Origin of the sequence: Paenarthrobacter sp. TAF1, assembly GCF_052113825.1 — a bacterium.
Classification (GTDB): domain Bacteria; phylum Actinomycetota; class Actinomycetes; order Actinomycetales; family Micrococcaceae; genus Arthrobacter; species Arthrobacter nicotinovorans.
The window spans coordinates 47,977-68,387 of sequence record NZ_JBFRDO010000015.1; the positions used below are offsets into that span (position 1 = coordinate 47,977).

Here is a 20,411-nt window from a genome sequence, read left to right on the forward strand (position 1 = left end):
ATCGAACCCTGCTTAGAGACAGGATCCGGGCTGCCCTAGGCTGGGGGACATGGCGATCATACACAAAGCAAACCTGTCCCCCACCAAGCTCGAAATCATCGCTGACTATCTGCCGACGCAGCCGTGGTTCATCCAGGATGGTACCCCGGAACTCATCGGCGCCTACCGCTTCGACGATCCCGCCGGCGAGGTCGGCCTCGAAACACATGTGGTGGCTGCGGGCGAGCGGATCTACCAGGTTCCCCTCAGCTATCGCGGACACGAGTTGGGTGGCGCCGAGGAATGGCTGATCGGCACCATGGACCATTCGGTCCTCGGCAAGCGCTGGGTCTACGACGCCTGCGCCGACCCTGTCTACGTCAAGGCCCTGGCCACGGCCATCCTCACCGGCCAGGAAGAGGCGGCCCTGCTGGTAGAGGGCGAGCCCGAACCCCGCCCCAGCAGCGTAACGGTCAAGGGCAGCGGAACGCTCGACGGCGGCGTGCCCGACTTGAGTGCCTCGGCGCCGGTATCGGGGAGTGGCGTGACCATCATTAATGCAGGCGAGCTGCGGTTGAAAGTGACCCGGGTGCTGGATGTGGCAGCAGACGCATCAGCGACCACCGCTGCGGCACCGGAACTTCACCACGAGCTGATCCTGAGTGGACAATGGGCCGGCCTGGAGAAGCCCGTGGAGCTGGCCGCGGTGATCCGGGACTAGCTTGCCCCGTCGGATGTAACGCTCCTTCCCGGTTACCACGGGCCTGGCCACTGCCCCCGGGTTTCGGCCGCAGTGCTGCGCCGGGTATCGGGGATTTATCCCCTTGACGGGCTGGGGTAACCGGGCAGGAGCGCTGTGCCTGTTGCGTGCCGCGCCCACGGCGTAGGCTGGCTCACGGGGCCATCTCTCCGTTAGGGGCGCACAATGTACAAACCGCAGAGCATCTTTCCTGCAGTCCAGGATCTTGCGCGGGAATGGGTAACGCACGCGGCAGACGGAACCAGCTCACAGAGCGACGCCGTAGTGCGCTGGGCTTTGGCCAGGATCAACCACGCCGATGTCCCTTCCGTGGTTCATGGCGTCATGCTCACACTGACCGGGAACAAGAAGACAGCCAAAGAAGCCCAACGCACCGCTGCCAAGGCCGTGAAGAGGGCTACGCGCGCATTGTCCCGTCAGACCAGGAAGCCCACCCCACGCCCCTGGGGCTGGTTGATTGCGCTCTTGGCGGGCGTCGTCGGTGCCGGCGCCGTCCTGGCATGGCGGACGATGATGCCTCCCGGCGAACCTGAGCCCGTCAAGAATCCGGAGAACCCGGTTCAGCCACCCGTACCGCCGGTTCCCTGACAGTCCTGCGTCTGCGGGCAGTCCTGCGTCTGCGGGCTCCACGGTCCGCCGATTGCCGGACCGTCTGGCCATTTGGCCTTTTGGCCATTTGGCCATTTGGCCATTTGGTCACGCTAAGCCGCGGGGCCTTGTCCATGCCGGCCAACGCGCCGCCGGAACGGCGTCCCGGCAAATAGCAGATACGCGCCTGATCCAGCCAACAGGAAGCCCACCACACCCAGCACCAACAGTTGGGTGATGATCCCGGCGATCACCATGACGAAGCCGCAAAGCACGGCAAGGACCCCAAAGGTCGTGCGGGCCTTCGCTCCCCGAAGGCGGCCCGACATCAGCTCATGCGCAAGGTCTGGATCTGTCGCAGCCAAGTCCTGCTCCAGTTCTTCCAGGCTCCTGCGCTCTTCATCCGACAAGGACACCGGACTCTTCCTCACCACGCGAGCAGGCTTGCCTGTCCCGGCATCGCTGCTCATTTACCGGCACGGACGCTGCTTGCCGTGCTCTGACTTCATTATCTTCCCGATCCGGCCATCCAGCCACTGCCCCAGCAGGCGGGAATCGGGCCATGAGTCACGGGTGAAGGGGTCGCGGACCGGAGGGTGAAAAGTAGCGCACAGACACGGCGATACAGTGGCAGACTGAGTGGGTGTTCTCCTGACCATTCCCACAACGGACAACGAACCACTGATCGGAAGGTTGCGTCTTCCCATGGCCCACAAATCGACCGTCACGCCGACTCCCAAAGCAAAGGTTCACGCCCCACGAAACCGCAAACGCGGGCGAACACTGTTGCTGATTGCAGCTGGCCTCGTCGCCGGGATAGCAGGCGGGGCTTTCGCTGTCCGGATGCTGGTGCCACCCGGCGAACCCGAGCCGGCCAAGGACCCTTTGCGCCAGCCCCCGGAGATCCTGCCCCGGGAAGAGCCGGTAGAGATCTCAACGAGGATGCGACCCGGCGAATGGACTGAAGAGTCGCTTCAGGCCCACATTGAAGACTACCGGCGCCGGATCCGGGAAATGGGCGCCAAGGAGTCACAGATCATTACCAACGTGGAGCGCACGGAAGCGGGCGCTGCGCGGGTAGTGGTCAGTTGGGACCGGACCCGGGACTAGCTCCCTTTCCGACGCACGTCCCCGGATTCAAGGGACCACGACGACAGTCACCTCGACGTCGCCGCTAGCCTTCGCGCCCTCGCGGCGGGGCCTTTGAGGCCCTGCCCTGCCGCGCCCTGCCCTGCCCTGCCCTGCCCTGAACGCAGTCAGCGGAGACACATCCACGTGCCGCTCCCTGGATGAGCGCGCCCAAAAACCACCAGGCAGCGTCATGAACGGGCGCGATACCGCACTTAACCTGCCATAACCCCCGCCGCCATCCACCCGTCGACATTTCCACCGCGCAAGAAAGCGTGTTGACCTGCATCACAAAATCCGCAAGAATCGGTCAAGTCAAAAGATCTTAGTACTAAGACAATTGGTACTGAGTAAATTCACGTCAAGCCACTTTGGATCCTTCCTCGTGCTTGGCCACCCTCGACGCGACAGGAAACACACGGATGCGGAAGACTCTCCTTGCATCGCTTGCACTTGTGAGCGCTCTTGGCATGACCCTCACGGCTTGTGGACAACCGGCCAGCCAAGGTGGCGGCACTGCAGACGGGAAGCTGGAAAAGACCAGCTTGAATGTCGGCGTGCTTCCTCTTGCGGACTACGCCGCCGTCTATTGGGCGAAAGACCACGGGTACTTCGACAAGGCCGGCCTGGATGTCACTCTGACACCAATCCAGGGCGGACCGATCGGTATCCAGCAGGCCGTCGCCGGCCAGCTGGACCTCAGCTTTTCCAACACCGTCTCTTCCGCCATCGCGGTTGAGGGCGGGGCCCCGGTCACCACGGTGGTCCTGACGAGCAGTCTAGGACCACAGTCCCTCGGCGTCTTCGTCAAGGCTGACTCGCCCGTCAAAGCAATCACCGACCTTGACGGCAAAACCATCGGCATCAACACCACCAACACCATCGGTGACGTAACTTTCCGGAATCTCGTCTCCTCCCAAGGGCTCAACGTTGCTCCCTCATGGGTGGAGGTTCCGTTCAACGAAATGATCGCCGGCGTGCAGGCGGGATCCATCGAGGCCGGCTACCTTCCGGAGCCCTTTGCTTCGGCGGCCGAAAAGGCGGGCCTGCGGCGCGTCGTCGACCTTTCCAGCGGCCCCAACGCCGGCCTTCCCATCTCCACCTTCGTGGCGAGCAACAACTTTGTTAAGGACAACCCCGACACCACGGCGGCGTTCGTTGATGCCGTCTACGCGGCGGGCAAAGACATCACCGGCAAGGAAGCCGACTTCCGGCAGTGGCTGCCAAGCATCGCCAAAGTGCCCGCGGAAGTTGCCGGCACCATGGCCCTTCCCCACTTCGAAACCGCCATGAGCGTGGAGAAAGTCCAGTCTGTGGCGGACATCCTGATCAAGCAGGACATCATCAAGAAGTTTGATGCCGGCAAGTCCACCTACACCACGCCGGGGAAGCAGTGAGGCTCCTCCGGGCCCCCATCGGCCACACCAGGATCTTCGTCCTTGGTGTCCTCGGGACTCTCGGCATCCTGGCGGTGTGGGAGCTCCTGCTCCAGAGCGGGGCGATCTCCAAGCCTGGCCTTCCCGTCCCCACCCGCGTCTTCGGTGAAGCTGCGGGGCTGGCGGCCAACACCGTCTTTCTCAACCAAATGGTCACCACCATTGGTGAGTGGTTGCTTGGGCTCGGAGTCGCAGCCGTGGCCGGCGTCCTGCTCGGAGGCCTGATGGGCGCCTTCCCGAGGGTATTCGTGGCGTTTGAATATCCCGTGGAAGTCTTCCGAACCCTGCCGTCGATCGCCGTCGGACCCATCCTCGTGCTGTTGCTTGGCGCAGGCGTGGCACCCATCGCCATCACGGTAGCCCTGTCCAGCGTGTGGCCCATTCTCCTCAACACGATGTACGGCGTCCGGGGCACCGACGCCACTGCCGTGGCTACCGCCAAAACATTGGGCGTCGGAACGTTGGGACTGCTGATGCGCATAAGGCTCATGAGCGCCCTGCCCTTCGCTTTCACCGGCGTCAGGGTGGCAGCTTCCATCGGGTTGATCGTGACAGTCAGCGCCGAGTTGCTGATTGGCAGCGGACAAGGAATCGGCGGCTACATCCTTCTCGCCAGCACCAACGCCGGGAACCTGGACGCCGTGTACGCCGCCACTCTCATCGCCGGGGTTCTCGGCGTCCTGATCAACACCGCCTTCGCAGTCGTGGATCGAGCAGCCTTCAGTTGGAAGAAAGGACTGGCACAATGACCACCGCCGTTAAGTCGCGTGCACCGCGCATGCATGGCTCCGGCATCGCAGCTGACCGGATACTTCTGCGGCTTGTGGTTCCGGCCGTTCTCGTTGGCATTTGGTGGGCACTGTCCGCTGGACCGGGCACGGGCCTGTTTATTGCCAGTCCCTGGGCGGCGCTCGTGCGTGCCGGCGATGAGTTCCTCAGCCCCGACATCTCATCGTTCTTCCTGGGCGAGGCTACCTTCCAGCACCTTATTCCGAGCCTCGCCAGGGCAATGGCAGGCCTGGCCCTGGCAACAGCCGCCGGGGTGGCGGCCGGCATTGCGTTGGGTTCCGTTCCCGTGCTGGCTTCGCTCTTCCAGCCCCTGATCCACCTTGGCCGCTCTCTTCCCAGTCCAGCACTGCTGGGAGTGTTCTTCCTTCTGTTCGGAACCGGGGATAGCCCCAAGATCTTTCTCATCGCTTTCGGCGTTGTGTGGCCCATTCTGTTCAACACGATCGACGGGGTGAACTCGATCGGCCATCAACGGCTTCAGGCAGCGGCGGTCTTCAAAATCCGCCCCTTGGATGTGCTCTTCAACGTCATCCTGCCCGGCGCCTCGCCCAAAATCTTTGCTGGTGTACGGACATCGTTGTCGCTGTCCCTCATCATCATGATCATTTCGGAACTACAGAAATCCAAGAACGGACTGGGTTACCTCCTGGTCACCACACAGCGGACCTTCGACTACACGAATTTCTGGGCCATCCTGATCGTCCTTGGTCTCCTGGGCGTGGCTCTCAATGTCTTATTCCACATCGTCGAACGCCGGGCTTTGTCCTGGCACCGAGGAGCGACACAACAACATGACTAGCGCAACCAGCACAGAGCAGGCCATTGAACTCGAACTGCAGGCGGTAACCAAATCCTACGGACAGAATCTGGCCGTCAAGAGCATCACAGCAAGCATCCCCCACGGGAAGATCAGCGTCATCGTGGGCCCCTCGGGCTGCGGTAAATCCACACTCCTGCGCATCATCAGTGGCTTGGATACCCCCACCCAGGGAACCGTGACCTTCAACGGCAAACCCGTCAAAGGTGTGCCCGACGGACTCGCTATGGTCTTTCAGGACTACTCACGTTCCCTCTTTCCCTGGATGCGCGTCGATAAGAACATCGCTTTTCCTTTGCGGAGCGTCCCGGTGGAAGAAAGACGCCAAAGAGTACAAGAGGCGATCGACGCGGTGGGACTCACTGGCAAGGAAAAGCTGTACCCGTGGCAAATGTCCGGCGGAATGCAGCAGCGTGCCGCCATCGCGAGGGCACTGGCATCGAACCCCAAGCTCTTGCTGATGGACGAGCCGTACGCATCAGTGGACGCCCAGACACGGTCCGATCTTGAGGACCTTTTGCTGGATATCCACGCTTCCTTGGGGGTGACGGTCCTGGTCGTGACCCACGACATCGACGAGAGCATCTACCTGGCGGACCACGTCATAGCCCTTTCAGCGCCTCCAAGCGTTATCGCAGAGACGGTGGAGGTGGACCTTCCCCGGCCAAGGGATCAGGTGGCTACCAAGCAGGAACCCCGGTTCGTGGAGCTTCGTGCCCACGTCGCGTCCCTGCTCCGCAGCCATTGAGGCCGGCCAGGCAGTGGACCTCCCCTTTCGCACCATCAATGACGGACGGAACTCGATCATGAACCCCGACAAAACCGGAGCTGCGCCGAGCAAGACGATGCGCCCCTCCCCTGCAACACCCGATGAGATTTACGTCGGAGGCACGTGGCGGCAAGGAGCCGGAAAGCTCATCGAGTCAATCGATCCGGCCACGGGCGCGTGCTTCGCAACGCTGCACGGAGCCACGGTCGATGATGTCGATGCCGCCGTCCAGGCAGGCTTGAAAGCGGTCGAGAACAGTGGTTGGGCGCGGATGCTCCCCCACGAACGGGCCACAGTGCTGCATCGGATCAGTGACGCCATCCTGGGCAATGCGGAAAGAATCGCTGAGCTGCAAACCCTCGACACCGGAAAAACGCTCGCTGAAACCCGCGCCCTCGCCGTCAGTGCCGCGGGCACCTTCCGCTTCACGGCGGCTGCCTTGGAAACTTTGGAGGACGCTCTGACTCCCTCCCGCGGCGACTACCTTTCTGTTTCGATGTACGAGCCCGTGGGCGTGGTGGGCGCCATCACGCCGTGGAACTCGCCGATCGCCAGCGACGCCCAGAAGGTTGCGCCAGCCCTTGCGGCAGGCAACGCCGTGATCATCAAGCCCCCGGTGTGGGCGCCCTGGGTTTCGCTCCTCTTGGCCCGCATTTGTGACGACGCCGGCCTGCCGCCCGGGCTGCTCTCCGTACTGCCGGGACCGGGACGGACGGTGGGTGACGCTCTGGCGCGCCATCCGCAGGTCGGCAAGATCTCGTTCACGGGCGGCACCTCCACCGGACGGACCCTGGGCGCGGTTGCCGCTGAAAAGATCATGCCCATCACGTTGGAGTTGGGCGGCAAGTCGCCCACCATTGTGTTCGCCGATGCCGATCTTGACCAGGCCGTGGCCGGCATCCTGTACGGAATCTTCTCTTCGACCGGCCAGAGTTGCATTGCCGGTTCGAGGGTCTTCATCCAACGTTCGATCTTTGAGGAAGTCCTGAACCGGCTTGTCGATGGGGCCAAACGGCTCCGCGTTGGTCCCGGTTCCGATCCTGCCACGCAAGTGGCCCCCATGGTGACGCACGAGCACAGGGACAGTGTGGCTGCCATGGTGGACGCTGCGTGGCGGGATGGGGCCACTGTGCTCTGTGGTGGCGGGCCTCCGGAAGATGAGGCACTGCATGCCGGAGCCTACTTCCTGCCAACCATCCTGAGCGGGGTGTCGAATTCGGCCGCCATTTGCCAGGAGGAGATCTTTGGACCGGTGGCAGTGGTCCTGCCTTTCGACGACGAAACCGACCTCGTCCGGGAAGCAAACGACACCGTCTTTGGTCTCGCGTGCGGTGTTTGGACGAGCGATTATCGCCGCGCATGGCGCACAGCCAAAGCCATCCAGGCGGGAACGGTGTGGATCAACACTTACAAGCAGTTCAGCATCTCGACGCCGTTCAGCGGGTCCAAGGAAAGCGGGCTGGGCATCGAAAAGGGCCGCGAAGGCATCCGCTCCTATATGCGGCAAAAGAGCATCTACCTGGACCTGTCCGGTAAGCCCATCGACTGGGCGGCCCAGCAACCCGCCGTCGAACAATAATGAAAGGCACTTCAGTGAGCACCAGCCCTGCACGCCGCACTTTGCGTGTACACCAGAAAAAGTGGGAGGCCGACGGCGTCACCAGCCTCACGTTGACCGACCCGTCAGGAGCCCCTCTTCCCTCGTGGGTTCCCGGGGCACACCTGAGCCTCCGCCTTCCCAATGGACTCACCCGGGAATATTCACTGTGTTCGGATCCGTCGAGTTCAACGTCATGGACTGTGGCCGTGCTCCGCACCCCCGACTCCCGTGGTGGAAGCAAGTTTGTTCACGAGAACCTCCCAGTGGGCTCGTTGCTTGACGTGGAGGGTCCCCGGACGAACTTCTCATTGGAGGAGGCCGGAAGCTACGTACTGGTGGCAGGTGGGGTGGGTATAACGCCAATCATCGCCATGGCCCGCCAGCTGGAGAGTGATGGCGCGGACTGGTCTCTCCTTTACACTGGCCGGTCCAGGGCCACCATGGCGTTCCTGGATGAAATAGCCGGCATGCCGCAGGACCGTGTGACAGTCCATGCGGATGACGAAGCCAATGGCACCTTCGCGGATATTGCCGGTGCGGTAGGTTCCCTCGACGCAAATGCGCTCGTCTACGTGTGTGGTCCGGAACCTCTCATGAAAGCCGTTGAAGCTGCCCTCGAAGACCCCTCCCGGCTCAGGCTGGAGCGGTTCAAGGCCCCGGTCCCTGCTTCCGCGACCGCCGAGGAGAGTACCGGCTTTGATGTCGTGTGCAAGAGCACCGGCCAGCGCATCACTGTCGGCCCCGACATCTCGGTCCTGGATGCCCTCAACCAGGCCGGAGTCGACGTCCCGAGTTCCTGCACGGAAGGAATTTGCGGCACGTGCGAGGTGGGTGTCGTCGAAGGCGACGTCGACCACCGGGATTTCCTCCTGAGCCCAGCCGAACAAGCCGAAAGCAGATCCATGTTCGTCTGTGTTTCCCGTTGCCGCTCACGGGAGCTCGTCCTGGACCTCTGATCCTCAATCCGCCCACCCAACTCAATCCGGAAGGTTGTCCATGACTTTTTTCGCCGCTGAACCCGTATGCAAGCTCCGATCGCTCCGATCGGTTTCCCTCAAGGTCCCCCGGGCCGTCGCAGCCAAGGATTTTTACCATGAAGTCTGGGGCCTCTCCACCGTGGAGGAAGACAGCGACAGGTTCTGGCTGCGGGGAACAGGTTCGGACCACCACATACTTCGCCTGGAACAGGCCGAGCAGAACGGGCTCGGCTCCATCTCGTTCGCCCTCTCCACTCCACGGGACGTGGACGTCGCGGCAGTCAAACTCGCAGCCCTTGGCATTCCGCTGTTCCGGGAGCCCGGTCCCTTGGATGACGCAGCCGGCGGGTACGGGCTGCAATTGGTGGACCCCGAAGGGCGGCTGCTGGAACTGTCCGCGAACGTCCACGCAGTGGTCTCACAGGAACCCGGCGGCAGGCGCGCCCTGCCGCGGAAAATTGCCCACGTTGTCCTGAACACGGTGGACATTGATCGTGCCACCGATTTCTATACGCAAGTGCTTGGCATGCGGATCTCAGACTGGTCGGAGCACCAAATGGCCTTCCTCCGGTGCAATGCCGAGCATCATGTCATCGCCTTCAACCAAGCGCCGTGGTCCTCCGTCAACCACGTCGCCTACGAGATGCAAAGCATCGACCACTTCATGCGTGGGATCGGAAGCCTGAAATCGCACGGTATCGCCCCGCAGTGGGGGCCTGGCCGGCACGGCCCCGGCGACAATACCTTCTCCTACTTCACCGATCCCAACAACCTGGTTTGTGAATACACCTCGGAGGTTGCCCAAGTGGATGAAGACAGTTGGCTCTGCCGCACATGGAGACGAACCCCTGAGCTGTCCGACCAATGGGGAACCGCGGGACCGCCCACGGCAACCGTCCGCAGTGCAATGGCGGGCATTGCCGATCCTGGGTACCGCGACTTGGTACAGCCTGAATCCGGTGACTATTTCCTGAGCATGGAGGCTGTCCATGCCACCCACTGACAAGGCCATGCGTTGGATGTCGTCCGAAGGCATATCCATTGAAATGCGCGGTGCCGGGGTCCCGGTCCTGATGATGCACGGGATCGGCGGCAACGCCAACTCATGCGCCCTCCTGGCGGAACGATTGAGCAGCAACGGTTACCGCACGATCTCCTGGGACGCGCCAGGCTACGGTCAATCCACGGACGCGTCCGTCCACGACGACCATGTGGACGTGGCGGCTGCGTTGATTACGGAGCTGGGCAGCGGTCCCGTCCACGTCTTTGGCACGTCATGGGGTGGCGTCATCGGCACGCAGATGGCAGCACGGTATCCGGAACTGGTGCGCTCTTTGGTCCTTGCCAGCAGCACCCGAGGGTCCTGCCTGACGAAGGAATCGGCGGACAGAATGCTCAAACGGATCAATGAACTCCGCGACGTCGGACCCGAGGTTTTTGCCGCCAGGCGCTTCCGCAGATTGGTCTCCCCCGTGACGCCGACGACGGTGGCCGACACCGTGCGCCGCGAGATGGCGGCGGTCCGCCTGCCGGGATACTCGGCAGCGGCGCGGATGATGGCCCGGACCAACAACACAGTTGTCCTGACTGCGCTCAAAGTCCCTTCCTTCGTGGTCGTCGGCCGGGACGACTTCGTCACGGGCGTCGAGGAGTCCCGTTTGGTGTCAAAGCTCATCCCTGGAGCCGGGTTCGAAATCCTTGAGGATGCGGGGCACGCCGCACTGCAGGAGCAGCCAGGGCTGATGGCCGACGCCGTGCTCCGTTTCTGGGCGGGCCAGGCATGAGCCGGCTCGTTGTGGTCAGCGGATCCGGCCGGGGGCTGGGATTCAGCATCGCCGAACGGCTCGCCGTGGGAGGGGACCACGTTGTGCTCGCCGAGAAAAGCCCGCAATTGGCAGAATCGGCCCAGGACACCCTGCGATCGCGAAACCTCTCGGCAACAGCGATCATCACGGACATCTCCGATGCCTCCTCCGTCTCAGCGCTGGCCACGGCTGTGGAAAGACTGGGGGGCGCCCATGCCCTGGTCAACAATGCGGCACTTGCCGACGGGGTGGGAGGGGACGTGTTTTGGGAACTCGATGACGACTTCTTCCAACGGGTCATGACCGTCAACGCCTTTGGCACGTGGTTGATGAGCAAGCATTTCTATCCGCAATTAGCGGTGAAATCCGGCAGTTCCATCGTGAATATTGCCTCGGACGCGGCGCTGTATGGCTCACCCCGGCTTGTGCACTATGTGGGGTCGAAGGGAGCGGTGCTGTCCATGACCCGGACGATGGCCCGCGACGCCGGCCCGGCCGGCGTCAGGATCAATGCCGTGGCTCCCGGGCTGACCCGGGTGGAAGCAACCGAACGGGTACCGGCTGACCGCTTCCAGCTCTACCAGGACCGCCGGGTCCTGGCCCGGGAGCAGACTCCTGACGATGTGGCCGGCGTGGTGCAGTTCCTGATCTCGGATTCAGCAGCTTTCATTACCGGCCAAAACATCGTTGTTGATGGCGGATTCGTCATGGGTCAGTAGCCAGCGCAGTGAGGACCCCCTTGAACATCAAAAAGAAGGAGAACCGTACGTGGACCTGCAGTTGAAAGATCGGACAGTGGTGGTGACGGGAGCCAGCTCAGGCGTTGGCCTCGCCACCGCACGGCTTCTCCTGGGCGAAGGAGCCCGGGTAGCAGCATGCGCACGGGACGTGGACCGGCTTGAGGAAGCGTTCAGCGAATTCTCCTGGGCCGACCCGGATTCCATCCTTTTGGAATCCTGCGATGTCACGGACCGGAACGCTGCCGATGCCTTCATCACCACCACACTGAAGCGCTTCGGTGGCATCGACGGACTGGTCTGCAACGCAGGACGATCGCTGATGGCAACACTGGAAGACACCACAGACGAGCAATTCCGGGAAGAGTTCGACCTCAAGATTTTCGGGGCCTGGAACATGATCCGGTCCGCGCGCGCGTCGCTTGCCCGCTCGGCGTCCTCCGTCGAGGTAAGCCAACCGCCGTCGTCGACGACCCGCCGGCCGGGCGCGGCGATAGTCAACGTCAACGCCATCCTGGCCCGGCAACCGGAACTTCGCCTTGCGGCGACGTCTGCAGCCCGGGCCGGGCTGCTCAACCTGACGCACTCGATCGCCGAGGACCTGGCATCGGACGGCATCCGCGTGAACTCAGTGATGCTCGGGCTCATCGATACGGGCCAGTGGCGCCGGCGCTTCGAAAACGCGATGTCCGACCTCGGATACGCCGACTGGAGCGCCGAAATAGCCAAGGACAGGGGCATCGGACTGGGCCGGTTCGGCACAGCGGAGGAAGTGGCTTTCCACATCGTCACGCTGCTTTCGCCACTGAGCGGCTATACCACCGGAACCACGGTGGAAGTCGGCGGCGGCGTGAACCGGTACGTCTGACAACCACTCAAGCTACGAAAGGGACTCGATGTCACAGAAACAATCAACCAACGGACCCAACGGCGGGGACGTACTGGTCAGGGTGATGCGCCGTCACGGGATCGACACCGCCTTCGGCGTCATCAGCATCCACAACCTCCCCCTGGTGGAAGCCGTGGACCGTGAACTTACCTTCATCCCCATGCGCCACGAAGCCGCCGCGGTGAATGCAGCCGATGCTTACGCCAGGGCAAGCGGCAAGTTCGGTGTTGCCCTGACCAGCACCGGTACCGGAGCCGGCAATGCGGCCGGCTCCATGGTGGAGGCGTTGACGGCGGGAAGCCGCGTCCTGCACATTACCGGCCAGATCGACAGTGAATTTCTCGGCGGGAACCGCGGGGTTATCCACGAGGTTCCACGCCAACTGCAAATGCTGGACGCCGTCTCCGGATACGCGCGCACCATCTTCAACTGCAAGGACGCTGAAGCCGATCTGGAGGAGGCCATTGCCCACCTGCAGTCGCTGCCGCATTCCCCCTCCAGCATCGAATGGCCCACTGACCTGCAATACCTCGCGCGCCCCGATGAGCAGCGGGCCATCGAGGCCGCTGAGCGGCTTCCCCCCGAGGTGGATGCCGACGCCCTCAACGAGGCAGTCGAATTGTTGGCCGCATCCAAGCGCCCGGTGATCTGGGCAGGTGGCGGGGCTGCCGGAGCAGGCGAAGCGCTGGCCTCCCTCATGGAGCGTCTGGGAGCCGGGCTGCTGAGCAGCAACTCCGGGCGGGGCGTTGTTCCCGAAGACCACAATCTGGTCATCGGGAATTTTGCCACTACGCCGGAGGCATCACAGTTGCTGGCGGAGGCGGATCTGCTGCTCAGCATCGGCACGCACTTCCGGTCCAACGAAACCAAGCACTACCACCTGGCGTTGCCAGCGCCCCATATCCAAATAGACATCGACGCCGACGCCATCGGCCGCGTCTATCCCGCCGATGTTGGGCTGCTTGGTGACGCGCGGAGCATCCTGGCCGCCATCAACGGGCAGCTGGACGCCCGGCGGGGCCCGCATCAGTCCGACACCGATCCGGCCGCAGGGTCCTGGCCGAAGAGGGTCCGCCAGGTCCGCTACTCCGTCCGGGAACAGCTCTCCCGTTACATCGGTGGATACGCCGAGGTCTGCGAAAGCATCCGTCAAAGGTTCCACCGCGAATCGGTCATCGCCAGGGACGTGACGATTCCTTCCAGCCAGTGGGGCAATCGGCTGCTTCCGATCTACGCAAGGGAAACCAACGTCTTTCCCGTTGGTGGTGGCATCGGCCAAGGCCTGGCCATGGGCATCGGCGCAGCTTGCGCGCGGCCGGAGGTCCCCACTGCAGTAATGGTGGGCGACGGCGGCCTGGCCGTCCACCTTGGAGAGCTCGCTTCCTTGGCCGGTTCAGGCGCATGGTGTGTGGTGCTGGTGTTCAACGACGGCGGTTACGGTGTGCTCCGAAACCTCCAGGAGGCCAATGGATTTGCGCGGGCGGGAGTGGATCTCAGAACTCCCGACTTCGAGCTGTTGTCGCGTTCGCTCAGCCTGCCGTTTTGGCGCGTAGAGTCACCGGGGACCTTCGACCAAGCCTTGGTTGAAGCATTGGACGTCCGCGGACCGGCCGTCATCGAAGTTGACGTCACAGCGCTGGTCCCCCAGCCGGGACCTTTTGTTCCTCCCGTCCACATCCCGCAGCCCGGGCACGAGGAGGCCTGAATGGAAACTTTGAATTTCAGCGACCCTGGCCTCGGTCGTGTCATGGACACAGATTCCCCGGATGGGCTGGCCATGCCCAAGTACCCCGTTGTCTGCCTGAGTGGTTCCGGCACTACGGACTCGTGGTTCTCTTTCCAGCGTGATGACTTAGGCGCCCGGGTGTGGGCCGAGGAGCAGGCTTCCGCTGCTGCTGAGAGCGCCCAGGGCTGGGCAGAGTCTGCTGCTGTTGCCTTGAAGAAAGCGGAGAACGGTCCGGTACACATCGTGGCAACCGGCCCGGATGTCCTGGGCGCCGTCATTCTGGGATCAACCCATCCCGGGCTGGTGATGAGCCTCATCCTGGGCGACCCGGAGGTGGACCCCCAGGATCTCCAGCTGGCCGGCGTGATGTCCGAGGTACAAGCTCCCACGCTGGTGATTGCAGCAGCACCGACGCTCGATACGGACATCTCAAAAGCCCAGAGCGTGGCCGGAGGCATCCGGAACGGGGTCTTCGTCATCATCGACCATTGCGGGATCCCCGCTCACCGAAACCGTCCCGGTTCCTTCAATGAGTGGGCCACATCGTTCATCAAGATCGCAGAAGGCCTGCACGCCTTCGCCCGACCCGAAAAGGATGGAAATGCCTGAACTGTATCTGGATCCAGCCCAGTCGCGCCTGGGGAAACCCCTTGGTCCCTACGAGAAGAAGCTGTCAGGAGCGTTGGCAGAGATCTTTGGCGGGGGGACGCATGACTTGGAAGGAGTCATTGCGGGACTCAACACCCTTGGCTTGCACGCACCGAACGGCGAGCCCTGGAACGAAGAAAGCTTCCGTGCCGAAATGCGACGACTAGGAGAATAGCCCATGACCATCACAACAGCTCCGACCTCCGGACAAGCAGGCGCCCCGGTATCACGGCCAGTCGGAAAGAAGAAGTACGCAGTGGGCGTACGCCATCACATGGATGCCGCCGAATTGGCCGCCACTGGCCTTCGCGACCGCTGGTACCCCATCATCCCCTCGCGGTTCGTCGGTGCGGGTGCCATGGTCAAGGTCAAAAGGCTGAACATCGACTGGCTGCTGTTCCGTGACGCCCGGGGGCAGGTCCGCATGCTCGAGGACCGGTGCCCTCACCGTAGTGCACCGTTGTCTGTGGGCCAGCACCTGGGAGACAGGATTGCTTGCAAGTACCACGGCGTCCAAGTGGATGGGACCGGAAAAGTGGTTTCCGTTCCAGGGATGCCCGGCTGTGCCTTGGAAGGCAAGACTGCCACGGTGTCGCTTTCCGTTGTTGAAGCAGCAGACACGATCTTTGCGTTCATGCCGCTCACGGAGGATTCCGAGGTACCGGAATTCAAGGTCCCGGACCGGCTGGCTGATCCCGCCGTCGCCTGGTTTTCCAACTATGCCGAGTGGAGGGGTCCTTGGCGCTTCTACATGGACAACGTCCTGGACCCCATGCATGGCGCATTCCTGCACCGTGAATCACATTCAATGTCCGGCGGCGATACCAGTGCGCGGTTCCGGATCCGTGAGACGGAACGGGGATTCTTCTTCGAGAAAACAGATCAGCGCGGCGTCAATTTCGACTGGGTTGAGTTCTGCCGCGAGGGCATGGACTACGTTGACCTGGAAATTCCGTACGCCCGATCGGCGGGACCAGGCGGCGTTTTCGGAATCGTGGGAATGTCGACGCCGATCGACCAGGAGACGTCCGCCGTCTTCCACTGGCGTACCCGGCGTGTATCCGGCTGGGAACGGGATGTGTGGAGGTTCATGTACAAGGCAACCCTGGAGGAAAAACACTGGGTGGTCCTGGAACAGGACCGCGAGGTTCTTGAGGCCCTGGCAGCTGACGCAGACAGGGAAGAAAATCTGTACCAGCACGATCTCGGCGTAGCGAGGATCCGCAGAATCCATCAGGCCGATGCACGCGAGCAAGCCGCCAAACTGGAAGCCCTGTAGCTTCAGGACCCGGTTGTCGCTTGAGGTATCGCGGTCACACACAAGTACGCCCGGAGCCTGCCAGTAGGCTCCGGGCGTACTTGGTTGCCGACTCGTACTACCGGGTTACCCCGTGCATTTCGGAGGACGGCGGGTAGAAAGGAATCTCCGGCTTCCTGGAGCCGATAATGACGCAGATCAATGCGTCTTCGTCGCTGACCGTCCGAAGGCTCCTGGGTACACCGGCAGGTACACGGATCAAATCGCGGTAACCCAGAACCCGGCTCGCCTTCTTGGTCCCGTCTTCGACATCGTGAACGCTGAATTCAACCTGTCCCTCAAGAACGAAGAACACTTCTTCCACGTCGGGATGAGTATGTTCCGGACCTACGCATCCCGCCGGGAGAACCATGTTGGAGAAGGTGAAATGCTCCGCTTGGAGGACATTGGTATCACCGGAATGGTCCCCCGTGGCGCCTGAACCGATGTAACGGACCTGACCACGACGGAACTTGGCGCCGGCCTTCGTTTGGAACTTCAGGGTGTCGAAATCGACCTGCCGCGTGTCCCTTGAAGCGATGGACGAATCAATCATCGCTTCAAGTTCGGGCGTGGTCTCCGTTGCTGCAACAGCTTCACTCATGATGGACCTCTCTCGTTGCTACTGCCTTGTTGCGGACGTCTTCGATGACGCCGCATTCAACTATCTCCTTGGATCTAGTTATCTCAACTCTAAGATAACCAGATCTGAGTGACAAGCAGGACAAACCCGATGGACTCACGCACCAATCTTCCTCGTACTGAGAAAGTCAGTGCTAAGTTATTTATGAAAAGGGCAACCACGATGAGAATGGACCACCATGGGTAAGCAACCGGACACCAGCGACACAGTGGACAGCATCCTCGAGGATTGGGCCCGCGAGAAGCCCGGACTGGACGCCGGTACCATCGGCGTCTTCGGGCGCTTGGCCCAGATCATCATCAAACAGCGCGTCATTGAAAACTCAGTTTTCGAAAAATTCGGACTCACCCTGGCCTCCTTTGACGTACTGGCAAACCTGCGCCGCTCCGGTGAACCACACCGGAAGACAGCCGGCGAGCTGGCAAGTTCGTCAATGCTAACCACTGGCGGGATCACGTTCAGGCTGGACCGCATGGAGGAACAAAACCTCATCGAGCGGGTGCGCACGCGTACCGACCGACGCGTCGTCTATGCGCAATTGACCCCGCACGGCAAAGACGTCATCGACTCCATTTTCGAGGAGCACCTCGCCACACAGCGCCAGATGCTGGCCGGGCTGAACGCCAAGGAAATCACCCAGCTCAGCGGGCTCCTCAGGAAGGTGTCCGCTTCCATCGACCAATTCGAGGACGGACAGTCAGTACCCACCGCTGACGCCGGAAAGTGAAACAGGAATGACGTCCCACCGCATAGGAATCATCGGCTACGGAGCCATCGGCGCGCGCGTCGCCGAGGACATCTCCCTGGGCAAGGTGGTGGGCGCAGAACTAGCCGGCATCATCAGCCGCACCGACAACGGAACCGGGCGTCCCGCCGTCGAACGCCCCTTCCCTTCGCTGACCTTGGAAGCGGCCCTGGAGTGCTGCGAGCTGATCGTGGAGTGCGCGGGGCAGTCCGCCGTGGCTGAATACGCTGAAAAGATCCTGGGCGCGGGCGTAGATTTCCTGATCACCTCCATCGGCGCCCTTGCCGACCAGGGCCTGGCAGCACGCTTGAACGCGTGCGGTCCAGGGAGATTGTTCATGACGTCGGGCGCAGTGGGCGGGCTCGACCTCCTTGAAGCCGGCGCAAGGGAATCCGCCTACGATTCCGTGGTGGTTTCCACCACCAAACTTCCTGAAACGCTGGTCCAACCCTGGATGGAACAGGAGCAAGCCGATGGGATCCGAGCGACCACAGAACCGCTGGAGGTCTTCCTCGGCTCAGCCCAGGAAGCGGCACGGCTGTTTCCGCGCTCACTCAACGTCGCAGCGGCCGTGGCTGAGGCCGTCAGGGATTGGGACGGCGTGCAGGTGCGGCTGACGGCCGACCCGAAGGCCTCACTGACCAGCCACGTCATTGAAGCCTCGGGCCCCTCCGGCGAATACCGCTTCGAGATCCGCAACAACCCCAGTCCGCAAAACCCGAGGACCAGCGGGATAGTCCCCTTTGCCGTCCTCCGGTCCTTGGAAGCGGCGATCGGCGAACGCGGAGGGCTGGTCTAGCTAAGCCTGCACCAGCTGCATTGATGCGGGGATCAGCGGTCCTCCGCCGGCCGCGGCCGCCACACGACAACTGCCTGGGAACGACCACGTGGCCGCTGCCCGCGGGCAAGGCTGACGACGTCGCCGGCAGCTCCCGCCGCGAAGATGCGCGCATCCATCGGCGTGCGGCGCCGTGACAGTTCCTCGGTCAGTTCAGCCACCCGGTACTGCAGCGCGGCCACCTGGTTCTCAAGGTCAAGGATGCGCTTGATGCCCTCGAGGGAGACGCCGGACTGCGAAAGGCGCTGGACCTCCCGCAGTTTATTGACGTCGTTCTGGGAGTAGCGGCGGGACTTGCCGGGGGCGCGGCTGGGCGAGACGATGCCCAGGCGGTCGTACTGGCGCAACGTCTGCGGATGCATGTCAGCGAGCTCCGCAGCGACGGAGATGACAAAGATCGGCTGGTTGACGTCGATTGCCATGACCTGCCTCCTTACAACCGGGCCTTCGCGGCCAGGTCGCGACGCGGGTTCGCGTCAGTGGTGGCAGCAGCGAACGCCTTGACAGCTTCTTCCGCTTCTTTGTTCAGGTTTTGGGGAACCGCGACGTCGATGGTCACCAGGAGATCGCCGGTCGCCTTGGACGTCTTCACGCCACGGCCCTTGACCCTCAAGGTACGGCCAGAGGGTGTGCCCGCCGGTACACGCAACTTGACGGTGTCGCCGTCGAGCGTTGGAACCTCAATGGTGGCGCCGAGCGCCGCTTCCGCGAACGTGACAGGCACGTGGATGCGGATGTTGTCGCCGTCGCGCTGGAAGAAATCGTGGGGCTTCACGCTCACGGTGATGATGAGATCACCGTTGCCTGCAGGGCCGACGTTGCCCTTGCCACGCTGACGGACCTTCTGCCCGTCCTTGATCCCGGCTGGAATCTTGACGTCGATCACGTTGCCGTTGCTTTCGCGCAGGCTCACCGTGGTGCCTTTGATGGAGCCGGCGAAGGAAATGGTTGTGGTCGCCGTGCGGTCCGAACCTTTCTGCGGAGCCCGCTGGAAACCGGTCTGGCCGGCACCGCCGAATCCCCCGCCGAACAAGTCGGCAAACTCCGGAGGGATGCCTCCGCCCGCAGGCTGACGGGCGCCTGGTCCGCCGCCGAACAGGCCGCCAAAGAGGTCCTCGAACCCACCGTTGGCACCCGCACCGCCACGCCCGGCTCCCGGAGCAAACCGGGCCCCGCCACCCATGGCACGGATGGCGTCATACTGCTGCCGGTCCTCGGGACTCGACAACACCGAGTAAGCCTCGGAAATGTCCTTGAACTTCTTCTCCGCAGCAGCATCCCCGGAATTCGTATCCGGGTGGTACTGCCGGGCAAGCTTGCGGTAAGCCTTCTTGATATCCGCGTCGGACGCGTCCTTGGCGATACCAAGGATCGCGTAAAAATCCTTTTCAACCCAGTCCTGGCTGGCCAAGAGCGTTTCCTTTCTAAAACAAACAAAGCGTACGGCGAGACTACCTCTAAGCCGTAGCGGATGAGGGGGCCCGGGAGTGGCATCGGGCCTGCCGGAGCGTGGCGGCCGAGTCCGTAGGACTTAGCCGCCACGCGTAGGGGCGGGGCCCCCTCATCCGCGAAGGCGGAGGTTACGCCGGGACAGCCACGATCACCTGGGCTGCACGCAGGACACGCTCTCCTGAGCGGTATCCGGAGCGCAGCACCTGGCTGACGGTGTCAACCTGGATGTCCTCGCCGGGCTGCTGGATGAGTGCTTCGTGGATGGTGGGGTCGAATTCGACTCCCGTGTCCGCGATGCGTTCCAGTCCGTACGTCTTCAGCGCGTTCTCCAGTTTGGTCGCGATCGCGGCGAAGGGGCCGTCCTCGAGGTCACCGTGCTGGCGTGCGGCGTCGACGTCGTCCAGCACCGGGAGCAGGGAGTTCAGGACGCCGATGACGGCCATCTCCCCTGCTACGGCGCGGTCGCGTTCGACGCGCTTACGGTAGTTGACGTACTCAGCCTGGAGGCGGAGGAGATCGTTGCGGAGCTCCGCTGCCTGGGCTTCAGCTGCGGCACCGGAGGCTACCGACTCTTCAGCCGGCACCTCTACCCCGTTGAGGATTTCCTCAGCCTGGGAGAGCGCATCGCCGTCCGAGGGAGCGGCATTGCCTTCGCTGTGAGCCGTGGCTTCGCCTTCAGGGTGGCGGGCTGCCCCGGTTTCCGGGTCAACCTTGCGGTTGTCCCGAATAACCGGCTTGCGCGGCTCGTTGCCTTCTGAGTGCTCTGCTTCGTTGCCGTGATGAGGCAT

24 protein-coding genes are annotated in these 20,411 nt (G+C 62.8%); 19 read left to right on the forward strand and 5 right to left on the reverse strand.

Annotated features, from left to right (window positions below; genetic code table 11):
- Positions 1 to 49: 49 nt before the first annotated feature.
- Positions 50 to 700 carry a CG0192-related protein gene (locus AB4Y81_RS16960; protein ID WP_039243028.1) on the forward strand — a complete coding sequence of 217 codons (651 nt, stop codon included), beginning with the start codon at positions 50 to 52 and terminating at the stop codon, positions 698 to 700.
- Between the two features lie 204 nt (positions 701 to 904).
- Positions 905 to 1,327, forward strand: coding sequence for a hypothetical protein (locus AB4Y81_RS16965; protein WP_055972688.1), 423 nt, complete (start codon positions 905 to 907; stop codon positions 1,325 to 1,327).
- A 113-nt stretch (positions 1,328 to 1,440) separates the two neighbouring features.
- Here AB4Y81_RS16965 and AB4Y81_RS16970 read toward each other — a convergent pair whose 3' ends face one another.
- A complete protein-coding gene (locus AB4Y81_RS16970) occupies positions 1,441 to 1,761 on the reverse strand; it encodes a DUF3040 domain-containing protein (RefSeq protein WP_227453578.1) in 321 nt (106 codons plus the stop codon).
- 271 nt (positions 1,762 to 2,032) lie between these two features.
- Here AB4Y81_RS16970 and AB4Y81_RS16975 point away from each other — a divergent pair, with 271 nt between their 5' ends.
- From AB4Y81_RS16975 to AB4Y81_RS17045, 15 genes are all read left to right on the forward strand, one after another.
- Entirely contained in the window at positions 2,033 to 2,437 is a 405-nt protein-coding gene (locus tag AB4Y81_RS16975) for a hypothetical protein (RefSeq protein ID WP_231949124.1), read from the forward strand.
- 488 nt (positions 2,438 to 2,925) lie between these two features.
- Positions 2,926 to 3,852: an ABC transporter substrate-binding protein gene (locus AB4Y81_RS16980; RefSeq protein WP_275776408.1), complete on the forward strand. Its 927-nt coding sequence runs from the start codon at positions 2,926 to 2,928 to the stop codon at positions 3,850 to 3,852.
- Entirely contained in the window at positions 3,849 to 4,640 is a 792-nt protein-coding gene (locus AB4Y81_RS16985) for an ABC transporter permease (RefSeq protein ID WP_018778276.1), read from the forward strand. Before AB4Y81_RS16980 ends, AB4Y81_RS16985 begins: the two co-directional genes overlap by 4 nt.
- Positions 4,637 to 5,479 (forward strand): ABC transporter permease, encoded by an 843-nt coding sequence (locus tag AB4Y81_RS16990; RefSeq protein WP_354627494.1) that lies wholly within the window; start codon positions 4,637 to 4,639, stop codon positions 5,477 to 5,479. The genes AB4Y81_RS16985 and AB4Y81_RS16990 overlap by 4 nt, the downstream gene beginning before the upstream one ends.
- A complete protein-coding gene (locus tag AB4Y81_RS16995; protein ID WP_441996315.1) occupies positions 5,472 to 6,245 on the forward strand; it encodes an ABC transporter ATP-binding protein in 774 nt (257 codons plus the stop codon). Before AB4Y81_RS16990 ends, AB4Y81_RS16995 begins: the two co-directional genes overlap by 8 nt.
- Complete coding sequence (locus AB4Y81_RS17000; RefSeq protein ID WP_441996316.1) at positions 6,211 to 7,845, forward strand: aldehyde dehydrogenase; 1,635 nt, start codon at positions 6,211 to 6,213, stop codon at positions 7,843 to 7,845. The genes AB4Y81_RS16995 and AB4Y81_RS17000 overlap by 35 nt, the downstream gene beginning before the upstream one ends.
- Before the next feature lie 14 nt (positions 7,846 to 7,859).
- Positions 7,860 to 8,822 carry a PDR/VanB family oxidoreductase gene (locus AB4Y81_RS17005; RefSeq protein ID WP_209783749.1) on the forward strand — a complete coding sequence of 321 codons (963 nt, stop codon included), beginning with the start codon at positions 7,860 to 7,862 and terminating at the stop codon, positions 8,820 to 8,822.
- Positions 8,823 to 8,862: 40 nt separating this feature from the next.
- A complete protein-coding gene (locus tag AB4Y81_RS17010; RefSeq protein ID WP_039243035.1) occupies positions 8,863 to 9,846 on the forward strand; it encodes a VOC family protein in 984 nt (327 codons plus the stop codon).
- Complete coding sequence (locus AB4Y81_RS17015; RefSeq protein WP_064722521.1) at positions 9,833 to 10,627, forward strand: alpha/beta fold hydrolase; 795 nt, start codon at positions 9,833 to 9,835, stop codon at positions 10,625 to 10,627. The genes AB4Y81_RS17010 and AB4Y81_RS17015 overlap by 14 nt, the downstream gene beginning before the upstream one ends.
- The gene (locus AB4Y81_RS17020) at positions 10,624 to 11,367 is read left to right on the forward strand and encodes an SDR family oxidoreductase (RefSeq protein WP_441996317.1); all 744 of its coding nucleotides are present in this window, start codon (positions 10,624 to 10,626) and stop codon (positions 11,365 to 11,367) included. Before AB4Y81_RS17015 ends, AB4Y81_RS17020 begins: the two co-directional genes overlap by 4 nt.
- A gap of 49 nt (positions 11,368 to 11,416) precedes the next feature.
- A complete protein-coding gene (locus tag AB4Y81_RS17025; RefSeq protein WP_018778268.1) occupies positions 11,417 to 12,253 on the forward strand; it encodes an SDR family oxidoreductase in 837 nt (278 codons plus the stop codon).
- Between the two features lie 28 nt (positions 12,254 to 12,281).
- A complete protein-coding gene (locus AB4Y81_RS17030; protein ID WP_441996318.1) occupies positions 12,282 to 13,979 on the forward strand; it encodes a thiamine pyrophosphate-binding protein in 1,698 nt (565 codons plus the stop codon).
- Entirely contained in the window at positions 13,980 to 14,609 is a 630-nt protein-coding gene (locus AB4Y81_RS17035) for an alpha/beta fold hydrolase (RefSeq protein ID WP_441996319.1), read from the forward strand.
- Complete coding sequence (locus tag AB4Y81_RS17040) at positions 14,602 to 14,823, forward strand: recombinase-like helix-turn-helix domain-containing protein (protein ID WP_018778265.1); 222 nt, start codon at positions 14,602 to 14,604, stop codon at positions 14,821 to 14,823. Before AB4Y81_RS17035 ends, AB4Y81_RS17040 begins: the two co-directional genes overlap by 8 nt.
- A 3-nt stretch (positions 14,824 to 14,826) precedes the next feature.
- A complete protein-coding gene (locus AB4Y81_RS17045) occupies positions 14,827 to 15,927 on the forward strand; it encodes a Rieske 2Fe-2S domain-containing protein (RefSeq protein WP_441996320.1) in 1,101 nt (366 codons plus the stop codon).
- A gap of 97 nt (positions 15,928 to 16,024) precedes the next feature.
- Here AB4Y81_RS17045 and AB4Y81_RS17050 read toward each other — a convergent pair whose 3' ends face one another.
- Positions 16,025 to 16,549 (reverse strand): cupin domain-containing protein, encoded by a 525-nt coding sequence (locus AB4Y81_RS17050; RefSeq protein WP_018778263.1) that lies wholly within the window; start codon positions 16,547 to 16,549, stop codon positions 16,025 to 16,027.
- A gap of 217 nt (positions 16,550 to 16,766) precedes the next feature.
- Between AB4Y81_RS17050 and AB4Y81_RS17055 the strand changes: the two genes are divergently transcribed.
- Together AB4Y81_RS17055 and AB4Y81_RS17060 are read left to right on the forward strand one after the other, a co-directional pair.
- Entirely contained in the window at positions 16,767 to 17,315 is a 549-nt protein-coding gene (locus AB4Y81_RS17055) for a MarR family winged helix-turn-helix transcriptional regulator (protein ID WP_441996321.1), read from the forward strand.
- Between the two features lie 7 nt (positions 17,316 to 17,322).
- Positions 17,323 to 18,132: an aspartate dehydrogenase domain-containing protein gene (locus tag AB4Y81_RS17060; RefSeq protein WP_441996322.1), complete on the forward strand. Its 810-nt coding sequence runs from the start codon at positions 17,323 to 17,325 to the stop codon at positions 18,130 to 18,132.
- Between the two features lie 32 nt (positions 18,133 to 18,164).
- Here the strand turns inward: AB4Y81_RS17060 and AB4Y81_RS17065 are convergent, their stop codons facing one another.
- The 3 genes from AB4Y81_RS17065 to AB4Y81_RS17075 all read right to left on the reverse strand — a co-directional run bounded on the left by AB4Y81_RS17065 (position 18,165) and on the right by AB4Y81_RS17075 (position 20,411).
- Positions 18,165 to 18,593 carry a heat shock protein transcriptional repressor HspR gene (locus AB4Y81_RS17065; protein ID WP_018778260.1) on the reverse strand — a complete coding sequence of 143 codons (429 nt, stop codon included), beginning with the start codon at positions 18,591 to 18,593 and terminating at the stop codon, positions 18,165 to 18,167.
- 11 nt (positions 18,594 to 18,604) lie between these two features.
- The gene (locus tag AB4Y81_RS17070; protein ID WP_018778259.1) at positions 18,605 to 19,582 is read right to left on the reverse strand and encodes a DnaJ C-terminal domain-containing protein; all 978 of its coding nucleotides are present in this window, start codon (positions 19,580 to 19,582) and stop codon (positions 18,605 to 18,607) included.
- Positions 19,583 to 19,751: 169 nt separating this feature from the next.
- On the reverse strand, positions 19,752 to 20,411 hold the full coding sequence (locus AB4Y81_RS17075; RefSeq protein ID WP_018778258.1) for a nucleotide exchange factor GrpE: 660 nt from the start codon (positions 20,409 to 20,411) through the stop codon (positions 19,752 to 19,754).

What these genes read in the sequence shown, in the direction of transcription:
- AB4Y81_RS17065 (WP_018778260.1), bottom strand. Translation starts at nt 18,593, where the DNA reads ATGGCAATCGACGTCAACCAGCCGATCTTTGTCATCTCCGTCGCTGCG.
- AB4Y81_RS16960 (WP_039243028.1), top strand. Translation starts at nt 50, where the DNA reads ATGGCGATCATACACAAAGCAAACCTGTCCCCCACCAAGCTCGAAATC.
- AB4Y81_RS16995 (WP_441996315.1), top strand. Translation starts at nt 5,472, where the DNA reads ATGACTAGCGCAACCAGCACAGAGCAGGCCATTGAACTCGAACTGCAG.
- AB4Y81_RS17040 (WP_018778265.1), top strand. Translation starts at nt 14,602, where the DNA reads ATGCCTGAACTGTATCTGGATCCAGCCCAGTCGCGCCTGGGGAAACCC.
- AB4Y81_RS16965 (WP_055972688.1), top strand. Translation starts at nt 905, where the DNA reads ATGTACAAACCGCAGAGCATCTTTCCTGCAGTCCAGGATCTTGCGCGG.
- AB4Y81_RS17050 (WP_018778263.1), bottom strand. Translation starts at nt 16,549, where the DNA reads ATGAGTGAAGCTGTTGCAGCAACGGAGACCACGCCCGAACTTGAAGCG.
- AB4Y81_RS17010 (WP_039243035.1), top strand. Translation starts at nt 8,863, where the DNA reads ATGACTTTTTTCGCCGCTGAACCCGTATGCAAGCTCCGATCGCTCCGA.
- AB4Y81_RS17060 (WP_441996322.1), top strand. Translation starts at nt 17,323, where the DNA reads ATGACGTCCCACCGCATAGGAATCATCGGCTACGGAGCCATCGGCGCG.
- AB4Y81_RS16975 (WP_231949124.1), top strand. Translation starts at nt 2,033, where the DNA reads ATGGCCCACAAATCGACCGTCACGCCGACTCCCAAAGCAAAGGTTCAC.
- AB4Y81_RS17015 (WP_064722521.1), top strand. Translation starts at nt 9,833, where the DNA reads ATGCCACCCACTGACAAGGCCATGCGTTGGATGTCGTCCGAAGGCATA.
- AB4Y81_RS17020 (WP_441996317.1), top strand. Translation starts at nt 10,624, where the DNA reads ATGAGCCGGCTCGTTGTGGTCAGCGGATCCGGCCGGGGGCTGGGATTC.
- AB4Y81_RS17045 (WP_441996320.1), top strand. Translation starts at nt 14,827, where the DNA reads ATGACCATCACAACAGCTCCGACCTCCGGACAAGCAGGCGCCCCGGTA.
- AB4Y81_RS17035 (WP_441996319.1), top strand. Translation starts at nt 13,980, where the DNA reads ATGGAAACTTTGAATTTCAGCGACCCTGGCCTCGGTCGTGTCATGGAC.
- AB4Y81_RS17055 (WP_441996321.1), top strand. Translation starts at nt 16,767, where the DNA reads ATGGGTAAGCAACCGGACACCAGCGACACAGTGGACAGCATCCTCGAG.
- AB4Y81_RS16980 (WP_275776408.1), top strand. Translation starts at nt 2,926, where the DNA reads ATGACCCTCACGGCTTGTGGACAACCGGCCAGCCAAGGTGGCGGCACT.
- AB4Y81_RS16990 (WP_354627494.1), top strand. Translation starts at nt 4,637, where the DNA reads ATGACCACCGCCGTTAAGTCGCGTGCACCGCGCATGCATGGCTCCGGC.
- AB4Y81_RS17030 (WP_441996318.1), top strand. Translation starts at nt 12,282, where the DNA reads ATGTCACAGAAACAATCAACCAACGGACCCAACGGCGGGGACGTACTG.
- AB4Y81_RS17075 (WP_018778258.1), bottom strand. Translation starts at nt 20,411, where the DNA reads ATGCCTCATCACGGCAACGAAGCAGAGCACTCAGAAGGCAACGAGCCG.